This window comes from Pseudomonas sp. Sample_23 (assembly GCF_004307595.1).
GTDB classification, from domain to species: Bacteria; Pseudomonadota; Gammaproteobacteria; order Pseudomonadales; family Pseudomonadaceae; genus Aquipseudomonas; species Aquipseudomonas atacamensis.
Genome location: NZ_RCNX01000033.1, coordinates 141,932 through 159,406, shown reverse-complemented (window position 1 = coordinate 159,406; position 17,475 = coordinate 141,932). Strand labels below are relative to the sequence as shown.

At 61.1% G+C, this 17,475-nt stretch carries 17 protein-coding genes; 7 read left to right on the top strand and 10 right to left on the bottom strand.

Annotated features, from left to right (window positions below):
- Positions 1-123: 123 nt before the first annotated feature.
- Complete coding sequence (locus D8U82_RS07535; RefSeq protein ID WP_130901961.1) at positions 124-579, bottom strand: YaiI/YqxD family protein; 456 nt, start codon at positions 577-579, stop codon at positions 124-126.
- A gap of 102 nt (positions 580-681) precedes the next feature.
- Positions 682-2,580, bottom strand: a complete 1,899-nt coding sequence (locus D8U82_RS07530; RefSeq protein WP_125925388.1) for an FTR1 family protein — start codon at positions 2,578-2,580, stop codon at positions 682-684.
- Between the two features lie 251 nt (positions 2,581-2,831).
- Here D8U82_RS07530 and D8U82_RS07525 point away from each other — a divergent pair, with 251 nt between their 5' ends.
- From D8U82_RS07525 to D8U82_RS07505, 5 genes are all read left to right on the top strand, one after another.
- Positions 2,832-4,238, top strand: a complete 1,407-nt coding sequence (locus D8U82_RS07525) for a hypothetical protein (RefSeq protein WP_024014757.1) — start codon at positions 2,832-2,834, stop codon at positions 4,236-4,238.
- 206 nt (positions 4,239-4,444) lie between these two features.
- A complete protein-coding gene (locus D8U82_RS07520; RefSeq protein ID WP_016772612.1) occupies positions 4,445-5,839 on the top strand; it encodes a hypothetical protein in 1,395 nt (464 codons plus the stop codon).
- Between the two features lie 16 nt (positions 5,840-5,855).
- Complete coding sequence (locus D8U82_RS07515) at positions 5,856-6,227, top strand: YcfL family protein (protein WP_016772611.1); 372 nt, start codon at positions 5,856-5,858, stop codon at positions 6,225-6,227.
- Between the two features lie 36 nt (positions 6,228-6,263).
- Positions 6,264-6,851, top strand: a complete 588-nt coding sequence (gene lpoB / locus D8U82_RS07510) for a penicillin-binding protein activator LpoB (protein WP_016772610.1) — start codon at positions 6,264-6,266, stop codon at positions 6,849-6,851.
- Between the two features lie 3 nt (positions 6,852-6,854).
- Entirely contained in the window at positions 6,855-7,601 is a 747-nt protein-coding gene (locus tag D8U82_RS07505; protein ID WP_016772609.1) for a hypothetical protein, read from the top strand.
- Positions 7,602-7,770: 169 nt separating this feature from the next.
- On the opposite strand, the gene rhtB is transcribed toward D8U82_RS07505, so the two are convergent.
- From rhtB to D8U82_RS07490, 3 genes are all read right to left on the bottom strand, one after another.
- The gene (gene rhtB / locus D8U82_RS07500; RefSeq protein ID WP_016772608.1) at positions 7,771-8,403 is read right to left on the bottom strand and encodes a homoserine/homoserine lactone efflux protein; all 633 of its coding nucleotides are present in this window, start codon (positions 8,401-8,403) and stop codon (positions 7,771-7,773) included.
- A gap of 146 nt (positions 8,404-8,549) precedes the next feature.
- Positions 8,550-9,131 carry a mechanosensitive ion channel family protein gene (locus D8U82_RS07495; protein ID WP_101161538.1) on the bottom strand — a complete coding sequence of 194 codons (582 nt, stop codon included), beginning with the start codon at positions 9,129-9,131 and terminating at the stop codon, positions 8,550-8,552.
- The gene (locus tag D8U82_RS07490; protein WP_122751198.1) at positions 9,131-11,041 is read right to left on the bottom strand and encodes an ATP-binding cassette domain-containing protein; all 1,911 of its coding nucleotides are present in this window, start codon (positions 11,039-11,041) and stop codon (positions 9,131-9,133) included. Before D8U82_RS07490 ends, D8U82_RS07495 begins: the two co-directional genes overlap by 1 nt.
- 50 nt (positions 11,042-11,091) lie before the next feature.
- Here D8U82_RS07490 and D8U82_RS07485 point away from each other — a divergent pair, with 50 nt between their 5' ends.
- Positions 11,092-11,553: a TIGR02444 family protein gene (locus D8U82_RS07485; protein ID WP_130901960.1), complete on the top strand. Its 462-nt coding sequence runs from the start codon at positions 11,092-11,094 to the stop codon at positions 11,551-11,553.
- Here the strand turns inward: D8U82_RS07485 and D8U82_RS07480 are convergent.
- A complete protein-coding gene (locus tag D8U82_RS07480) occupies positions 11,550-12,743 on the bottom strand; it encodes an AlgP family protein (RefSeq protein WP_130901959.1) in 1,194 nt (397 codons plus the stop codon). The genes D8U82_RS07485 and D8U82_RS07480 overlap by 4 nt on opposite strands.
- A gap of 192 nt (positions 12,744-12,935) precedes the next feature.
- Between D8U82_RS07480 and D8U82_RS07475 the strand changes: the two genes are divergently transcribed.
- The gene (locus tag D8U82_RS07475) at positions 12,936-13,601 is read left to right on the top strand and encodes an FKBP-type peptidyl-prolyl cis-trans isomerase (protein ID WP_130901958.1); all 666 of its coding nucleotides are present in this window, start codon (positions 12,936-12,938) and stop codon (positions 13,599-13,601) included.
- 58 nt (positions 13,602-13,659) lie between these two features.
- On the opposite strand, the gene D8U82_RS07470 is transcribed toward D8U82_RS07475, so the two are convergent.
- The 4 genes from D8U82_RS07470 to D8U82_RS28410 all read right to left on the bottom strand — a co-directional run bounded on the left by D8U82_RS07470 (position 13,660) and on the right by D8U82_RS28410 (position 17,445).
- Positions 13,660-14,118: an Rsd/AlgQ family anti-sigma factor gene (locus tag D8U82_RS07470; RefSeq protein WP_016772602.1), complete on the bottom strand. Its 459-nt coding sequence runs from the start codon at positions 14,116-14,118 to the stop codon at positions 13,660-13,662.
- A gap of 181 nt (positions 14,119-14,299) precedes the next feature.
- Positions 14,300-14,851, bottom strand: a complete 552-nt coding sequence (locus D8U82_RS07465; RefSeq protein WP_130900315.1) for a disulfide bond formation protein B — start codon at positions 14,849-14,851, stop codon at positions 14,300-14,302.
- A gap of 216 nt (positions 14,852-15,067) precedes the next feature.
- Positions 15,068-16,306, bottom strand: a complete 1,239-nt coding sequence (locus D8U82_RS07460; protein WP_130889077.1) for a heme biosynthesis protein HemY — start codon at positions 16,304-16,306, stop codon at positions 15,068-15,070.
- Positions 16,303-17,445 (bottom strand): uroporphyrinogen-III C-methyltransferase, encoded by a 1,143-nt coding sequence (locus D8U82_RS28410; RefSeq protein ID WP_241664263.1) that lies wholly within the window; start codon positions 17,443-17,445, stop codon positions 16,303-16,305. Before D8U82_RS28410 ends, D8U82_RS07460 begins: the two co-directional genes overlap by 4 nt.
- Positions 17,446-17,475 lie beyond the last annotated feature (30 nt).

The window sequence follows — 17,475 nt, the reverse complement described above, 5'->3', positions numbered from 1 at the left end:
CCATATGACCCGAAACTTGCGCTTGCCCGGTGAGGCTCAAGACGGTATCTACAGGTTCCGTGTCGCGCCGTGATATTGCGGCATACACCGCCCCGGTAGGAGCTGCCGCATGCTGCGATCTTTTCAGGGCTTGCGGGTGAGCCGGGTCAGAATCCGGTCCAGCGCATTGGCAAACGCCTGCTTCTCACGCTCGCCAAAGGGTGCCGGGCCGCCGCTCATCTGGCCCTGCTCCCTGAGATCGGTGAACAGATTCCGCACCGCCAGCCGCTCGCCCATGTTCTGCGCATCGAACTCCTTGCCGCGCGGATCCAGTGCCGTCACGCCCTTCTTCACCAGCCGATCGGCCAGCGGAATATCGCTGCAGATCACAAGTTCGCCCGGCACGGCGTGCTCGACCAGATAATCATCCGCGGCATCCGGCCCGCTCGGCACCACAATCAATTTGACGATCGCCAGCCCCGGTTTGATCTGCGGCTGCCCGGCTACCAGCACCACTTCGAACTGGCGCTTTAACGCGAACTTCACCACCAGATCCTTCGCCGCCCGCGGACAGGCGTCGGCATCGATCCATACACGCATGTTCTTGCCTCCAAAAAATTCGCGAGCAGGCTCGCCCCCACAGGATACATACCGAACCTGTGGGAGCGAGCCTGCTCGCGAATAGGAGCGCAGCGAATGCCTTTATGCAGCCGACACCCGACGCTTCTCCGCCACCCAACTGCGCCCATACAGCACAGCAATCGCCACAATCGCCACCACCTGCGCGGTCAGCGAATAGGCGTCGGCATGGATTCCCAGCCAGTCGAATTCAAAGAACGCCACTGGCCGTGTGCCGAAGATCCCGGCTTCCTGCAGGGCCTTGACGCCATGCCCGGCAAACACCACCGACAACGCGCACAGCAGCGCGGCGTTGATACTGAAGAACAAGGTCAGCGGCAGTTTCGCCGAGCCGCGCAGGATCACCCAGGCCAGACCGACCAGCAGCACCAGCGCCGTCGCACCGCCGGCCAACACGGCGTTGTGCCCGGCAGGCCCGGCCTGCAGCCACAGGGTTTCGTAGAACAGGATCACTTCAAACAACTCGCGATAGACCGAGAAGAACGCCAGGATCGCAAAACCGAAACGACCACCGCCGCCGACCAGGCTGCTCTTGATGTAATCCTGCCAAGCCGCCGCGTGACGGCGGTCATGCATCCACACGCCGAGCCACAACACCATGACGCTGGCAAACAGCGCGGTGGCGCCTTCCAGCAACTCACGCTGCGAACCACTGACGTCGATCACATACGCCGCCAGCGCCCAGGTGCCCAAGCCCGCCAGCAAGGCCAGGCCCCAGCCAACGTTGACACTGCGCACCGCTGACTGCTGGCCGGTGTTGCGCAAGAAGGCGAGGATCGCCGCCAGCACCAGAATCGCTTCCAGGCCTTCGCGCAGCAGAATCAGCAGGCCGGAAATGTAGCTCAGCGACCAGCTCAGGCCGTCGCTGCCCAGCAGGCCGGCGGATTCCTTGAGTTTGGCCTTGGCCGCGTCGAGACGCTGTTCGGCCTGTTCGACCGGCAGACCGTCCTGCAGCGACTGCCGGTAAGCCATCAGCGATTTTTCGGTGTCCTTGCGCACGTTGGCATCGACGTTGTCCAGCGAGCTTTCGACCAGCTCGAAGCCTTCCAGATACGCCGCTACCGACAGGTCATAGGCCTGATCATGTTCCCCGGCGCGGTAGGCCGCGAGGCTCTTGTCCAGCGTGGCGGCAGTGTAATCGAGCAACTGCGCCGGCCCGCGCTTGACCTGCGGCGGTTGTGCGCGCTGGGCACGGAACGTCGCCGCGACCTCTGCGCCCTCCGCCGCCTGTACTTCGGCCGGGGTCTGCCGGGCCAGGTCGGCGATGTTGTAGACCTTGTCGGACTTGGCGGCCGCCGCATCGGCACTGAAGCCGGCGATGTAGGTGGCCAGATCCCAGCGCTGGCGATCATCGAGCTGATCGGCAAACGCCGGCATGTCGGTGCCTTCGACACCCTGGCCGAGGGTGCTGTAGATCGCGTACAGACTCAGGTGATCCATGCGCACAGCGTCGCGCAGGTTGGCTGGCGCGGGAGTCAGACCTAGGCCGGCCGGGCCGTCGCCGGCACCTGTATCGCCGTGGCACACCGAGCAGTTCTGCGCATACAACGGCGCACCGCGTGTCGGGTCCGGGGTGATGATCGGCGCCTGGCTGACTTCATAAGCCACCGCCAGTTTGGCCCCCAGCTGTCGGGCCTGACGGGCGACATCAACACCGTCATGCTTCGCAGCGATGGCGGCGTGCAAAGACTCGACGCCCTGTTCCAGCGCGGCTTTTTCCGGTTTGGCCGGTAATGCAGTGATCAAGCCTTGCAGAACCTGGGTGAATTCCAGCTGCTCGCGGTATTCGCCATCGTCGATGACTTTGCCTGCCGCGACCGTTGGCGGGTAATCGGCACTGATGTAATCGAGCAGGTGCAACGCTTGCGGCGCGCCTTCCACGGTATCGGCCAGCAGCGGCAGGCTGCTCAGGGACAATAACGGGAACAGCAGCCAGGCCAGCAATCGGGACGAGGCAGTCATGAACGAATCTCAAATGGAAATGCGAAGTTACATATTGTTCACTTCGAAGACATTTCTCTCAAGCTTTGTCGGCGTTTCGCTTTGATTGGCAGGAAATACCCGGCAGACGGCATCAGCGTTTGTCGCCGAGTATTGCCGCACTGCCCGCTGCCGATTGAGCCTCGACAGGTTCGATCAAGATCGCAGCCATTTGCCATCATCCACTTTATACTGCCCGCCCCAGAGCATTTGCGCGCAAGGAATCAACCTCAATGCGGAGTCTTCCGTTCGTTTTGCTGCTTTGCGTTGCTGTTCAGTTGAGCGGTTGTGCCGCCTATCGCAACTACGATCTTGAAATGCAGCAGACCACCGAGCAAATGACCCGGGGCAATCTGACCGGGGCTCTGGCACTGGTGGAAATGAACAACCCGTGGGAAGACAAGGATCTGCTGTATTACCTGGAAAAGGGCGCGATCCTCAGCGCTGGCAGTGCCCTGCCCGACAGCCAGGACGCCTGGCGCAATGCCGACCGGATGATCTTCCAGCGCGAGGAAGCCAACCCGTCCGGCGCGATGAAATTACTGGCGCGTTTCGGTGATGAAATGGGCACGATGCTGGTCAACGACAAGCTGCGGCGCTATGAAGGCTACGATTACGAAAAGGTCATGTTGACTACGCAAATGGCCTTGAACCAGCTATCCGTCAATGACTTTGCCGGCGCCCGCGCAGACATCAAGAAAACCCACGAACGCGAAGCATTGATCGCCCGCCAGCGTGAAAAGCAATACGAAGCGGCCGAGGAACAGGCAAAAGCTCAGGGCAAAATTCTCCATTACAAAGAACTGGAAGGCTACCCGGTCGCCTTGCTTGATGCGCCGCAGGTCGTTGAGCTGAAAAACGGCTACCAAAGTGCGTTCAGCCACTATCTGGCCGGATTCACCTATGAAGCCCTCGGCGAGCGCGCCCTCGCGGCGGCCGGTTATCGTCAGGCGATCGAACTGCGGCCGGACATGCCCTTGCTGCAAAAGGCCCTGAGCAATCTCGACAAACCGCCAGCGAAAGCCGATGAAAGCGATGTGTTGCTGATTATCCAGAGTGGCCTGGCTCCGGCTCGCAGCTCAGTGCAAGTGCCGATCCCGGTTCGTCTGAACGAAACGCTGGTCATCATAGCGCCCATTTCATTCCCGGTGATGGTGCCGGACGCAGTTACGCCCAACTTCAGCCATATCACCGTAGACGGTCGCAAACAGCCGCTGGTGGTGATTAATAGCGTGACCGATATGTCCATGCGCACACTGCGCGACGACATGCCGCAAATCATCTCGCGGGCGATGTTCCGCGCCAACATGGCCGCCATCGGTCAAGCGCAGGAAAACGAGCGCAACCCGGCGAAAGCCTCGTTGATCGTCACTCAGCATGATCCGTTCGAAGAAGCCGACACCCGCACATGGCGAGCGTTGCCGGACAAGACTCTGGTCGCCCGCCTGCGCTTGAAGAAAGGCCTGCATACCTTCCGTTTTGCGCCTGCGTCCATCGACCACCCTTTTGAAATGCGCGTCGACCAGGACCGCCAGATTCTGCACCTGCGGGTATTCCGGGATCAGGTCTATACCGTCGGATCAGCCTTTGTACCGAATCAAAAACCCGCTTCGGATAAACCCGCTTCTGCGGAGAAGTGATGGCACCGCATCTGAAAATGCACCCAAAAAGCTATTACATAGCCATCACTCCACGTTTATAATGCCGCGCCCTCGCCCAGCGAGCCGGCATCAAAAGCTCCTCACCCATGAGGAATTGGCAGGAGGCCAGCGCCGCCGTCGATAGGTCACACCAGCCCGACCAGCACACGCGGCTGCAAGTTTTGTTACTCAGGGAAGAAGTACCCATGGCATTCCGCGCTCCCATGCTGCTCGCGCTCAGCGCTGTCACGCTGTTGTCCGGCTGCGCAGCGTTTCGCAACTACGATTCCGAACTGGCCCAGACCAATCAGCAACTGGCATCCGGCAACGTCGACGCGGCGCTGACCCTGCTGGAAAAGAACAACACCGGCACCGACAAAGACCTGCTCTATTACTTCGAGAAAGGTGAACTGCTGCGCGCCAAGGGCGACCTGTCGGGCAGCCAGAACGCCTGGGGCAGTGCCGATCAGGTGGTCGGTCAGTGGGAAGACGCGGTCAAGCTCGACTCGGCCAAGTACCTGGCACAGTTCGGCAGCTTCATCGTCAACGACAAGGTGCGTCGCTACGAAGGCTATGACTACGAAAAAGTCATGCTGACCACGCAGATGGCCCTGAACCTGTTGGCGGTCAACGATTTCGATGGCGCCCGCACGGCGATCAAAAAGACCCACGAACGCGAAGCAGTGATCGCCGATCTGCGCGACAAGGAATACCTCAAGAGCGAAGAAGAGGCCGAGAAAGAAGGCATCAAGACCCAGTACAAGGATTTGCAGGGTTATCCGGTGGCCAGCCTCGACGCGCCGGAAGTGGTCGGCCTGAAGAACAGCTACCAGAGTGCGTTCAGCCATTACCTGGCCGGTTTCGTTTACGAAGCCCTGGGCGAGAAGGATCTGGCCGCGCCGGGTTATCGCAAGGCTGCCGAACTGCGCCCGAACACGCCGCTGCTCGAGCAGGCGCTGGTCAATCTCGACAAGCCTTCCAAATCCGATGACAGCGACATTCTCATCGTCGTGCAGAGCGGTCTGGCCCCGGCCCGCGACTCGATTCGCGTGCCGCTGCCGCTGCCGATTTCCAACAACGTGGTGATCACTCCGCTGTCGTTCCCGATCATCAAACCGGACACCTCCACCGCGCCGTTTGCGCAGATCGGTGTCGACGGCAAGCAAGTCGACCTGACCGCACTGAACAGCACCACCGCCATGTCCCGCCGCGCTCTGCGCGATGACATGCCGGGGATCATCGTGCGCACCACCGTGCGCGCAATCACCAAAGGCGTGGCGCAAAAGCAGATCAACGAAACCAACCCGCTGGCCGGTCTCGCCGTGGGGATTTCTTCAGCGGTGCTCGAAGGTGCCGATACCCGTACATGGCGCACCCTGCCGGACAACACCCAAGTGGTGCGTCTGCGCCTGAAAAAAGGTGAGCATCAGGTTACCCTGCCGAGCGCCGTCGGCGGCTCGGTGGTCAAGGTCACTGTCGACCAGCGCTACCAAGTGATCAGCCTGCGTGCCGTGGGCAACCAGGTATTCGCTGGCGGCATCGCTGCTCACGTAATGCCGAGCGCTGCCGCGACCAACGTCGCCAGCCTCAAACAACCTTAAGAACGGAGTCTTTGCAATGCGCTTGAAGATCATCGCCGTTGCCGCCCTCGCCTTGCTGGCAGGCTGCGCCACCCCGCCACCGCCGGAGCCGGGCAGCGCCGCGAGCAAAGTCGTGGCCATGGGCCCGCAGAAACACATCGTCGTCGGCGCCATGCGCGTGGCTCGTGAAAACGGCTTCATGACCGTCAACGTGCAGTTGAGCAATACCCTCAACAGCAACAAGATTTTCTACTACCGCTTCGCCTGGCTTGGTGCCGAAGGTTTCCCGGTTGCCGAAGAAGAAGTGTGGAAAAGCCAGATGATGTACGGCGCCCAGACCAGCTTCATTCAGGCCATCGCGCCGACCCCGAAAGCCGTGGATTTCCGTCTGGAAATCAAGACGCCTTAAGCCCGCCACCCTATTTCTGATTGAGAGAGCTTTCTCATGTTTGCACGCTTTTCCTGCATCGCCGTCATCGCCCTGCTCGCCTCCGGTTGCGCCAACACCTCGCCGACCCTGGGCAGCAAGAACATCAGCTACGGCGACACCAAAGCGGTTGAAACCGTGACCAACGAATTCGGTTCGACCGACCTGCAAATGATCGCCGAGTCGATGACCCGCTCGCTGGCCCAGTCCGGCATTCTGCAGGGCCGTCCGGTGGTTCAGGTCTACGATGTGAAGAACAAGACCAGCGAGTACATCGACACCCGCGAAATCACCACCAGCATCAAGACTCAGTTGATGAAGACCGGTGTTGCGCGCTTCGCCAGCGACAACAATGCGATGCAGAGTCAGGTTGACCAGCTCAAGCTGCAAAACCAGAGCGGCCTGTACAAGAAAAGCACCGTGGCCAAGACCGGCAACATGGTTGCCGCCAAGTACCGCATCGAAGGCTCGATCAGCTCGATCGTCAAGCGCAGCAGCGACTACAAGGACGTCTTCTACAAATTCAGCCTGCAGTTGATCGACGTCGAAAGCGGTCTGGCCGAGTGGATGGATGAAAAAGAGATCCGCAAAACCACGGAGCGTTGATCGATGCGCACATGGATTGGCATGATGGCCCTGGCTTGCGCGTTCAGCGCGCAGGCGGCCCCGAAAGTCGCGGTGACGGATCTGGCGTATCAGGAGCGCGTGGAGCAATACATCCACATCGTTTCGGCGCAGAGCAATCACCGCGAGAGTTACTACAGCGCCAGCGGTTCTTCGAGCTACAACGAGATCGAAGCGACCACCAGCTATATCGAACAGGGCGAGTTGCGCAAATTCACCGGCGACATCAAGGGTGAAATCCTGCGTACCGGCATGTTTCAGCTGGTGCAGGGCACGCCTTATACCGCCTCATCCAAAGGCGATGTGTATGACGTGATCAAGCGCATCAAGGCCGGCAACTTCAAAGGCGCCGACTACGTGCTGTTCGGTACCGTGTCCGACATCGACTTCACCCAGGACATCAACGAGCTGGCGCACACCGACAGCTACTCGGCGGTGCTGGGCCTGACGCTGGTGGCGGATTTCAGCCTGATCAACACCAAGACCTACGAGATCACCTCGGCCTTCACGGCGATGGGCGAAGCGCAGGACACCAAACTGGTGAACCATCGCGACATCAAGATCTCGCTGAACCGTCCGCGGGTGGTGCGTGAGGTGTCGAAGGCGTTGGGCGAGGACGTGGCCGGGCAACTGAGCATGCAGCTCGGTGGCGGTGACGGTTATGAGCAGCCGCGTGAAGCGCCGCAGCGCAATAATCTGCCGCGTGATACGGCGCCGGTGATTTTACGCTGAGCCGGATCTGAGGACTTTTGTGGCGAAGGGCTCTGTGGCGAGGGATTTATCCCCGTTGGGTCGCGAAGCGGCCCTCGCTATTGATTCAAGAAAAGCTCGCTTGCCCCGATGTCTCGGTAGAAATGAAAAAGGCGACCTCTTGAGGTCGCCTTTTTTGTGCCCGAGCGTTTTACGCCGCCGCTTTGCGCAATGTCGCCATGAACGCCGCCGCGCCAATGAATAACCCGGCAAAGGTGCGGTTCATGCGTTTCTGCTGCTTGGGCGTGCGCAACAGGCGCAGCACCTTCGACGCCAGTCCGGTGTAACCGGCCATGACAATCAGGTCGACGAACACCATGGTCACGCCGATCACCAGATACTGAATCAGCAGCGGCGCATGGGGATTGATGAACTGAGGCAACACCGCGAGCATGAACACCAACGCCTTGGGGTTGCTGATGTTCACCAGAAAGCCGCGAAACACCAGGGCCAGTGGCTTGCCGATCGGCCGAACCGCGGCGTCATCGCTCATGTCCATGGGCAGCGCGCGCCATTGCTTGATCGCCAGATAAACCAGATAGGCGACACCGAACCATTTGATCGCATGGAATGCCGTGGCCGAAGCGGTGAGCACAGCGCCAACACCCGCGCCGACAATCGCGATCTGCACCGCCAGACCGATCTGCAGGCCCAGTGCATTCCAGTAGCCGCGCCAGAATCCGTACTGCAGACCGCTGGACATCGACGCGATGGCGCCCGCGCCCGGGGACAGGCTGATCACCCAGCAGGCGGCAAAAAATGCCAGCCATGTTTGAAGCTCCATCGCACACCTCGGCTGATGCTTGTGACAAGTCGTCAAAACTAATGCTGTTTGGGGCTAAAAGCAAAAGATCGCAGCCTTCGGCAGCTCCTACAGGGATCGTATTCCAAATGTAGGAGCTGCCGAAGACTGCGATCTTGCTGAAAAAGCTACTTCTCGAACCCGCTCGACGGCAACACATCGGTCCCGCGCCAACGCCGCACCGATCGCTGGAAGAACAGGCTGTTCGGCACCTGCACCATGGCGCTGCCGGTGCCGAGTTCTTCGGCCTCGACCAGCGTGGTGTAGAGCAGATTGATCGCGATCACCCGGCCTTTGACGCCAGGCTTGTCGGTGGTGTCGACCAGCTCGACCACGTCGCCGAGGCGGAACGGCCCGACGGTGAAGATCAGAATCGCGCAGAGCAAATTCGACAGCACACTCCACATCGCAAAGAACGCGACCGCTGCCACCGCGACAAATCCCGACAGCGCCGTCCACAGCACCGTGGCCGAAACGCCGAGGCGCTCGAGCACGAAGAGCAGCGCGCTGCCCATGATCAGCCAGCGCAACACGCCACGCAGCGGCATCAGCAACTGCGGTGGGAACGGATAGCGCTCACCCAGGCGAGTTAGGCCTTTGGCGACGAAACGCTGGGTCAGGTAACCGGCCAGCAGAATCAGCAGAATCTGCGCGGTGAACCACAGCGGTTCGACCCACACCGCCGCAAAGGGCAGCTTGAAGGCTTCCATCAGGACAACGCCTCCAGCTCCGCCTGCATGCTTTCCAGGGTTTCCAGCGCTTCCATCCAGGCTTCTTCCAGCTCGGCTTCACGCACCTTCAATTTCGCCTGTTCGGCGAGCAGATCACGCAATTCATTCTTGCGCGCCGGCTCGTAGACATCGCTGTCACCCAGGCTGGCATCGACCTTGGCCAGTTTCTCGTGCAGCTTGCCCAGTTCGGCTTCAAGCTTGTCCGCCTCGCGCTTGTGCGGCGCCAGTTGCTGACGCAACGCTGCAGCCGCTTGGCGCTGAGCTTTCTTGTCGGTCTTGTCCGGGTTGACCGGCGTGTTGCTGACCGGCGCATTGCGCTGACGGTATTCCACCAGCCAACGTGCGTAGTCTTCGAGATCGCCGTCGAACTCTTCGACCTTGCCGTCGGCGACCAGATAGAAGTTATCGGTGGTGCTCTTGAGCAAGTGCCGATCGTGAGAAACCACCAGCACCGCACCGCTGAATTCCTGCAGGGCCATGGTCAGCGCCAGACGCATTTCCAGGTCGAGGTGGTTGGTCGGTTCGTCGAGCAGCAACAGGTTCGGCCGCTCCCAGGCGATCAGCGCGAGGGCCAGACGGGCCTTCTCGCCACCGGAGAAATTCAGCACCGGCTCATCGATGCGTGCGCCCCGGAAGTCGAAGCCGCCGAGGAAGTCGCGCAGGGTCTGCTCGCGCTCACCCGGCGCCAGACGCTGCAAATGCAGCAATGGGCTGGCCTTGGAGTCGAGCGAGTCGAGCTGATGCTGAGCGAAGTAGCCGACCACGGTATTTTCGCCACGGGTCAGGCGCCCGGCCAGCGGTTCGAGCTCGCCGGCGAGGTTCTTGATCAGCGTCGATTTACCCGCACCGTTCGGCCCAAGCAGACCGATCCGCGCACCCGGGGTCAGTTGCAGCTTGACCTTCTCGAGGATGGTCTTGTCGCCATAACCCAGGCGCGCATCGGACAGGTCGATCAGTGGGCTGGAGATCTTGGTCGACTCGCGGAAGACGAAGTCGAACGGCGAATCGACGTGGGCCGCCGACAATTCTTCCATGCGCTCCAGCGCCTTGATCCGGCTCTGCGCCTGACGGGCCTTGGTCGCTTGCGCCTTGAAGCGGGCGATGTAGCTTTCCATGTGCGCACGCTGCGCCTGCTGCTTCTCGTAGGCTTGTTGCTGCTGGGCCAGACGCTCGGCGCGGGCGCGTTCGAACGCGGTGTATCCGCCGCGGTAGAGGGTCAGTTTGCGCTGATCGACATGGGCGACGTGATCGACCACTTCGTCGAGGAAATCCCGGTCGTGGGAAATCAGCAGCAAGGTGCCCGGATAACTCTTCAGCCACTCTTCGAGCCAGATGATCGCGTCGAGATCCAAGTGGTTGGTCGGTTCGTCGAGCAGCAGCAGATCCGACGGGCACATCAGTGCCTGCGCCAGATTCAGACGCATCCGCCAGCCACCGGAGAAATCGCCTACTTGACGATCCATCTGCTCATTGGTGAACCCAAGACCGGCGAGCAGCTTGCGCGCCCGCGCATCGGCGGTGTAGCCGTCGGCGCTGTCGAGTTCGGCGTGCAGGCGCGCCAGTGCGGTGCCGTCATGGGCCTCTTCGGCAGCGGCAAGCTCGCGTTGCACCTCGCGCAGACGCAGGTCGCCATCGAGCACATAATCGACCGCCAGGCGTTCGAGCGTGTCGACCTCCTGGCGCATGTGCGCGATGCGCCAGTCGGCCGGCAGCAGGCAGTCGCCCGAATCCGGGTGCAACTCGCCGCGCAGCAACGCGAACAGGCTGGATTTGCCGGCACCGTTGGCGCCGATAAGGCCGGCTTTGTGGCCGGCGTGCAGGGTCAGCTCGGCGTCTTCTAGCAGACGTTGCGGGCCACGCTGTAAAGTCAGGTTCTGAAGTCGGATCATAATGGCGGCGGAGTCTACCAGCTTCGCTCACAACTGGCGCGAGTAGCACGATGTCCTCTGACCTGTGGAGCTTTGCCCTTGATGTCTACGCCCGGCCGGGCGTGGAAGATGCCTGCCTGCAATTGCAAACGGCGGGCGCCAATGTCTGCCTGCTGCTCTGCGGTTTATGGCTGGAGCAGCGCGCGGTGGCGTGCGATGAACCGCGCGTACGTCTGCTCAAGGCCTTGACCGCGCCGTGGGATATCGAAGTGGTGCAGCCGCTGCGAACCCTGCGCATGCAATGGAAAGCGCGGGCCGTCGACGATGCGGTGGTGGCCGGCATGCGCGAGCAGATCAAATCACTGGAGCTTGAAGCTGAGCGCACCTTGCTGTCACGGCTCGAAGGTGTGGCGCAGGAGTGGACGCGCAACGATGCAGGTTCGGTGACCTGGCTGGAAGACCTGGCCGGCAATGCCGCCAGCCTGAACCGCGGCGCGCTGCAAGTGCTGCGCGTCGCGGCAACCGGCACTTAGGAAGCGCTGGTCGGGGTGCTGCTGACGTTCGACGAAGCGGCTGGCGCTGGCGTAGTCGAAGGGGTCGAGTGAGTGGCGGACGACGGTGCCGAGGCAGCTGGGGCAGCCGGGGTCGCCACAGGTGCAGGCTTGGCTGCTGGAGCGGCAGCCGGTTTGGTCGCGGCTGGCTTGGCAGCTGCAGGCTTTTTCACCGCTGGTTTTGCGGCTGGCTTGGCGGCCGGCTTTGCAGCAGCGGTCGCAGGCTTGGCAGCAGCGGGTTTCGCAGCTGGCTTGGCGGCCGGTTTCGCAGCGGTTTTTGCCGCAGGTTTTGCTGCCGATGTTGCGGCTGGTTTGGCAGCCGGTTTTACCGCCACTTTCGCAGCAGGTTTGGCGGCGGCCGGCTTGGCCGCAGTCTTGGCAGCAGGCTTCGCAGCGGCGGTCTTGGCAGCAGGTTTCGCTGCAGGTTTTGCCGCTGCTTTGGCAGCAGGTTTGGCGGCTGCGGTTTTCGCCGGTGCAGCTTTGCTCGCGGCCGGTTTTGCAGCGGCTTTGGCAGGGGTGGCTTTCACTGCTGGCTTGGCTGCAGCAGGTTTGGCTGCGGTGGTTTTAGCCGCCGGTTTTGCCGCGCTCGCCGCCGGCTTCTTCGCTGCAGTTTTCGCCGCTGGTTTGGCAGCCGCTTTCACTGGCGCCTTGGCCGCTGGTTTGGCGGCGGTTTTCGCGACAGCAGGTTTCGCCGCAGCGGTCTTCGCCGGGGCTTTGCTTGCAGCAGGTTTGGCAGCGACTTTCTTCGCTGGTGCTGCTGCCGGTTTGGCCGAACGCGACGACAGAACCTTGCCCACTGCTTCCTGCACGCGGCCAACACCCTGGGCCAGTTTCAGGCTTTCCTGGGCATCGCGCTTGAGTTGCAAAATGTAGCTGCGGGTTTCGGACTGACGATCTTTCAAAGCGTCGAGCAGGTCTTCGAGTTCTTTCACGGCAGCCTTGGCTTTGTTCTGTGCCTTGGCTTTGCCGGCGGTGGCGGCGTCCTGCAATTTGGTGCGCGATTTATGCAGTTTTTCCTGCGCCTTGCCGCGTTGCTTTTCCAGCTTGGCGAGCAGTTTTTCAGCATCAGCCAAGGCTTGCGAGCAAGCGTTTTCCAAATGCTCGAGCAGGCTGCCCGACAACTGTTGGAGTAAGTGCAACGGAGTATTTACAGGCTTCTTGGTGGCCGACATGGTTTACCTCCTGGCTGACGTGAGTGCGGCTCATACTAGACCTCTGCTGATACCGCCGCTAGCGCATGTTGACAGTATCTGCACCGTTGCGTTGCACCGAAGCCGAAATGTTGTGCACGCAGGAAAAAGCAGTTCACCGATGCAGACGTTTGCACTGGCATAATCCCCCGCATCCCAGGTCGGAGAGTGCCCATGTCGCGCTACTTTATTTTGTCCCTCTGCGTGTTTTTTTCGACGGCGCATGCCGATGAAAAAAACACAGCGAACGATGCTCATGATCTGGCTTACAGCCTCGGTGCCAGCCTCGGTGAACGGCTGCGCCAAGAGGTGCCGCAGTTGCAAATCCATGCGCTGATCGAAGGTCTGCAACAGGCGTATCAGGGCAAGCCGCTGGCGCTGAGTGAAGCGCGTATCGAACAGATTCTGGCCGACCACGAATCGCGCAATGCCGAGCAGGCATCACGGCAGTCGAGCGACGCGGCGATGGAAAACGAGCAACGCTTTCTCAGTGCGGAAAAAGCCAAACCGGGGGTGAAGGAACTGGCCGACGGCATCCTTCTGACTGAACTGGTTCCGGGCACTGGCGCCAAGGCCGGCCCGGACGGCAAAGTGCAGGTGCTGTATGTCGGCAAGCTGCCGGATGGCACCGTGTTCGATCAGAACACCCAGCCGCAATGGTTCAACCTCGACAGCGTGATCGCCGGTTGGCGCACCGCCTTGCAGAACATGCCGGTGGGGGCGAAATGGCGGCTGGTGATTCCATCGGATCAAGCCTATGGTGCCGACGGTGCCGGCGACCTGATCGCGCCGTTCACCCCTCTGGTTTTCGAAGTGGAATTGCGTGGCGCGACGAGCTGATCAGGCATAAAAAAACGGTGCGCTTTCGGGCGCACCGTTTTTTCATGAAGGACGTGGATCAGGCCTGAACCGGATCTTCTGCCTTGTGTGCCGTGTGCAGCACTTCGATCAGGCAGTCTTCAAGTTCGAAGCGCTCATGCAGCAAGCCGCCCAATTCCTTGAATTTCTCCGCAACGCATTTGCCTTCATCGCACAGGTCGTTGAACGCGAGCAGCTTCTCGGTAATGACGTCGATGCGCGGGTAGATGGTCTCGGCGAGTTCCAGACCGCGCTTGTCGTTGAACGCCTTGGCTTCGCCAGTCAGCTGTTCATAGATTTCGAAGTGCCCCGCCGATACGTAATCGACCAGCACGCCGCAGAATTCCTGCAAAGGCTTGCGGCTCTCGGACAGCGACTCAGGCTGCGCACCGAGCTTGTCGTAGGCGCCGATCAGCTCTTCACGCTCCTGCAACCAGCGGTCGATCAGCAGATGAACCCCACCCCAACGTTCCTGAGCATTCTGACAACTTTCGAGCATGGCGATCTCTCTTCCCTTGTGGGTCATGCTGCTCTACACCCGCGCCCCTGTTCTGATTTGACTGGAGGACGATCGGGCAGAGCGTCATCGAGCAACATAAATCCAATGACACGTGCCGGCCAGATTATGCCCGCACGCCTATGGCTTCAAGGTACGCAGGAGATAAAGTTCATACAAGTGTTTAATCCCTGACCAGCTGGTGGTGCGACGCTTCGTCGCTGACCGGTCGTTGCAGAGCGCTCCAGATCAGACGCAACAACTGATAAACCGCAAGGATCGACACGCCGACAAAAAACAGCAGGCTCCATTCCGGGATGCTCAAATCGAACAGTGTCCAGGAGATGTCCGCACAATCGGCGCCGCCGTTGAACATCCGTTGCAAGGCGCAGATCCACGGCAGGTCGCTGAACAGTGACTCCACGGTCGGCGAGCATTTGACCAGTTGCAGCATCGAGTCACTCTGGATCAACACCTGCCGCCACGCAGCGGTGGTTCCCCCCAGACTGGCGCCGAGCGCAAACAGCCAGTACCACCATAATCCAACGCGCCGGGGGCCATGCACCGCCGCCACGCCGCAGCCAATGCACAGCAATGTGAGGAACAATCGCTGCACCAGGCACAGACTGCAAGGCGTCAGGCCGACCGCGTATTCGAGGTAATAGGAAGCTCCCAGAGCAAAGGCCCCCGCAATGAAAGCCATGAAGAACAAGGAGCGTGAGCAGGCCAACGACATGGCTTTTCCGTAACAGTAGAGACAGACGGTTACGGTAGAGGAAAGCGTGTCAGCCTTTCAAGGCAAGGGCCTGCCGACAGTTCACCGCAGGTGTAGGGAAAACCCGACAGGCTCGATAGGAAACGGTGAAGAGCTCTGTAGGACTTTGTCTCCAGCGCGCGAAGAAGGCGAATTTTCGGTCATCGAAGTTCGCGAGGGAGCAAACTCCCTCGCCATTCAGACCTTCGCCGCAACCGGCAAAGGCGCCGCGAGCAGGCGTTCATCCAGCAGCCCCAGACCTTCCTGGAACAACTGATTGCTGCGCTCGGTATCGCCAAGCTGTGCAAGCAGACGGGCCAACTCCGCACAGGTCTCCGGATTGCGCTGCACGCGCAGACTGCTTTCCAGATAGTCGCGAGCCTTGCCCCACAGGCTGGTTTGCAGACACAAGCGTCCAAGGGTCAGCAGCAGACTCGGATCGGCCGGGTGCTCCTTGAGCCAGCCTTCGGCAATCTGCAACTGACGCGCAGGATCACTGCCACGAACCAGACCATAAAGCCGCGCCAGATGGCTGTCGTACTTGCGCTTGAGCGCTGTTCGCAGGACCTCTTCGGCCTCGACCTGAGCACCAAGCTGGCGCAATTGCTCGGCATAGGCCAGCACCAAAGGTGCTTCCTGACGCTGCGCCGAAGTCAGCTGTTCCCACGCCCGCTTGAGCGATTGCAGACCCACCGTACCGTCTTCTTCGCGATGCGCTGCCAAGGACAGGTTCTCACCCCAGGCGCGGCGCTCGAGTTCGGCCAGTTCCGCCGGCGGCAGGACCTTGTCCTTGCGCAACTCTGGCAGCAGACGAATCACCGCCGCCCATTCGCCACGCTGCTGATGCAGACGTTGCAATTGACGCAATGTCTGCGCGCTGCGCGGATGCCGTTCATGCATTGCCTGCAAGGTCACCAGCGCACCGTCGGTGTCGCCACGATCAGTCTGCAATTGTGCGTGACTCAGGGCGATCGCCAATTCGGCTTGCGGCTGACGCTCCAGCGCGCGTTCGAGCAAACGATCACTTTCTTCGTACTGACCTTGCTCGTTCGCCGCACGGGCGGCGCCGAGGTAATACAGCAGTGGCTGACGCTCGGCTTCCGCTGCGCGGGTCAGATGCCGTTGCGCGCTGGCCCAGCGACCTTCGGCCAGATCCAACTGGCCGTGTTCGATCGCCACTTGTACGCGGCGGCTGCGATTGCGTCGCGACCACGGATTGACCACGCCGGTGGAGGTCATCACCAGCTCGACCAGCACCTTGATGCCCCAGAACAGCAGCCACAGCACCGCGATCACCGCCAGGGTCGCCCACAGGCTCGATTCGTAGCGGAAGCTCTTGTACGCCACCAGCACGTAACCGGAATGCTCGGCAATCGCCAGGCCCAGCGCTGCCGTCGCGGCGATGACCAGAAACACGATTACATAGAGGCGCTTCATGGGGTCGCCTCCTGCGCAGCATTGGCGGCAGGCTTGGCGAACGGTTTCACCGATTCCTCGGCATTGACGTTACGTCGCTCCAGATATCCCTGCACCGCACTCAAGGTGCCGGCCAGATCCGGCGTCTTGACGGTGACCGGTTCCTTGCTCAGCTCGGCGACCTGTTCCAGCATGACTTTGCTTTGCGGATTGTCCGGGTTGAAATTGCCTTTGAGCACATCGCGTGCCTCGGCCAGCGCCTGGGTGTACACCGCCGCCTGACCGTTGAGCGCGGCCCACTGCGCCTGCTCCAGCGCCAGGCTCAGGGCCAGGCGCACCTGGCTCAGGCTCTGTCCGGCCAGCAGCGGTTTGACGTTCTTGTCAGCGTTGAAGTCGATGCGGATATAGCGCGATACCTTGTCCCACCAAAGTGCCCAGCGACTGGCGCCATCGCCATCGCTGGTCAGGCCCAACAGCGACTCGCCGCGATCCTTGTACTCCGGCGCCAGCTCAGTCAGGTCGATGACCTGATCGCGCAGCGCGCCGAGACGCAGGAACAGCCCGGTGCGATCCGGCTGTTCGGTGCTGCGCAAGGCGACCAGGGTTTTCGCCACTTGCTCGCGCGCGGCGAAGGAACCCGGATCGTTCTGTTCACGGAGAATTTCATCGGCGCCCTGCACCAATGCCTGGGCGCTGCTGATGTCCTGCAACGCTGAAAGGCGCAGGCTGGCCAGACGCAGCAAGTGTTCGGCCTCGGCCAGACGCCAGTCCTTGCGGCTGGCGCCGAGGACGGTTTCCAGACGTTGATTCAGGCGCTGTTGATCGCCCTGCAGTTGCGTGACCAGACGCTGGCGCTCGGCGAGCTCGTCAGCACCGGGCAACTGCGCCAGGCGCTCGGTCAGACGCTGTTCGTTGAGCTTCAGACTCTGCGCCTGATCGTTCAAAGCCTGCACCTGACTCGACTGTTGCTGCGTGTTGTTCTGCAGGTGGCGCACCTGCCAGACACCCCAACCACCGATGGCGACACCGGCGGCGCCGAGCAGCAGGGCGACAATTGCCAGTCCATTGCCTCGGCGCGGCTCTTGGGCCGGTGGTGGAGTTTCAACCTGGGCATCGAGCGCAGGCTGGACGTCATCTTTTGGCAAGGCTGTTTCGCTCACGTATCCATCCTTTGCATTAGAAAACGGCAT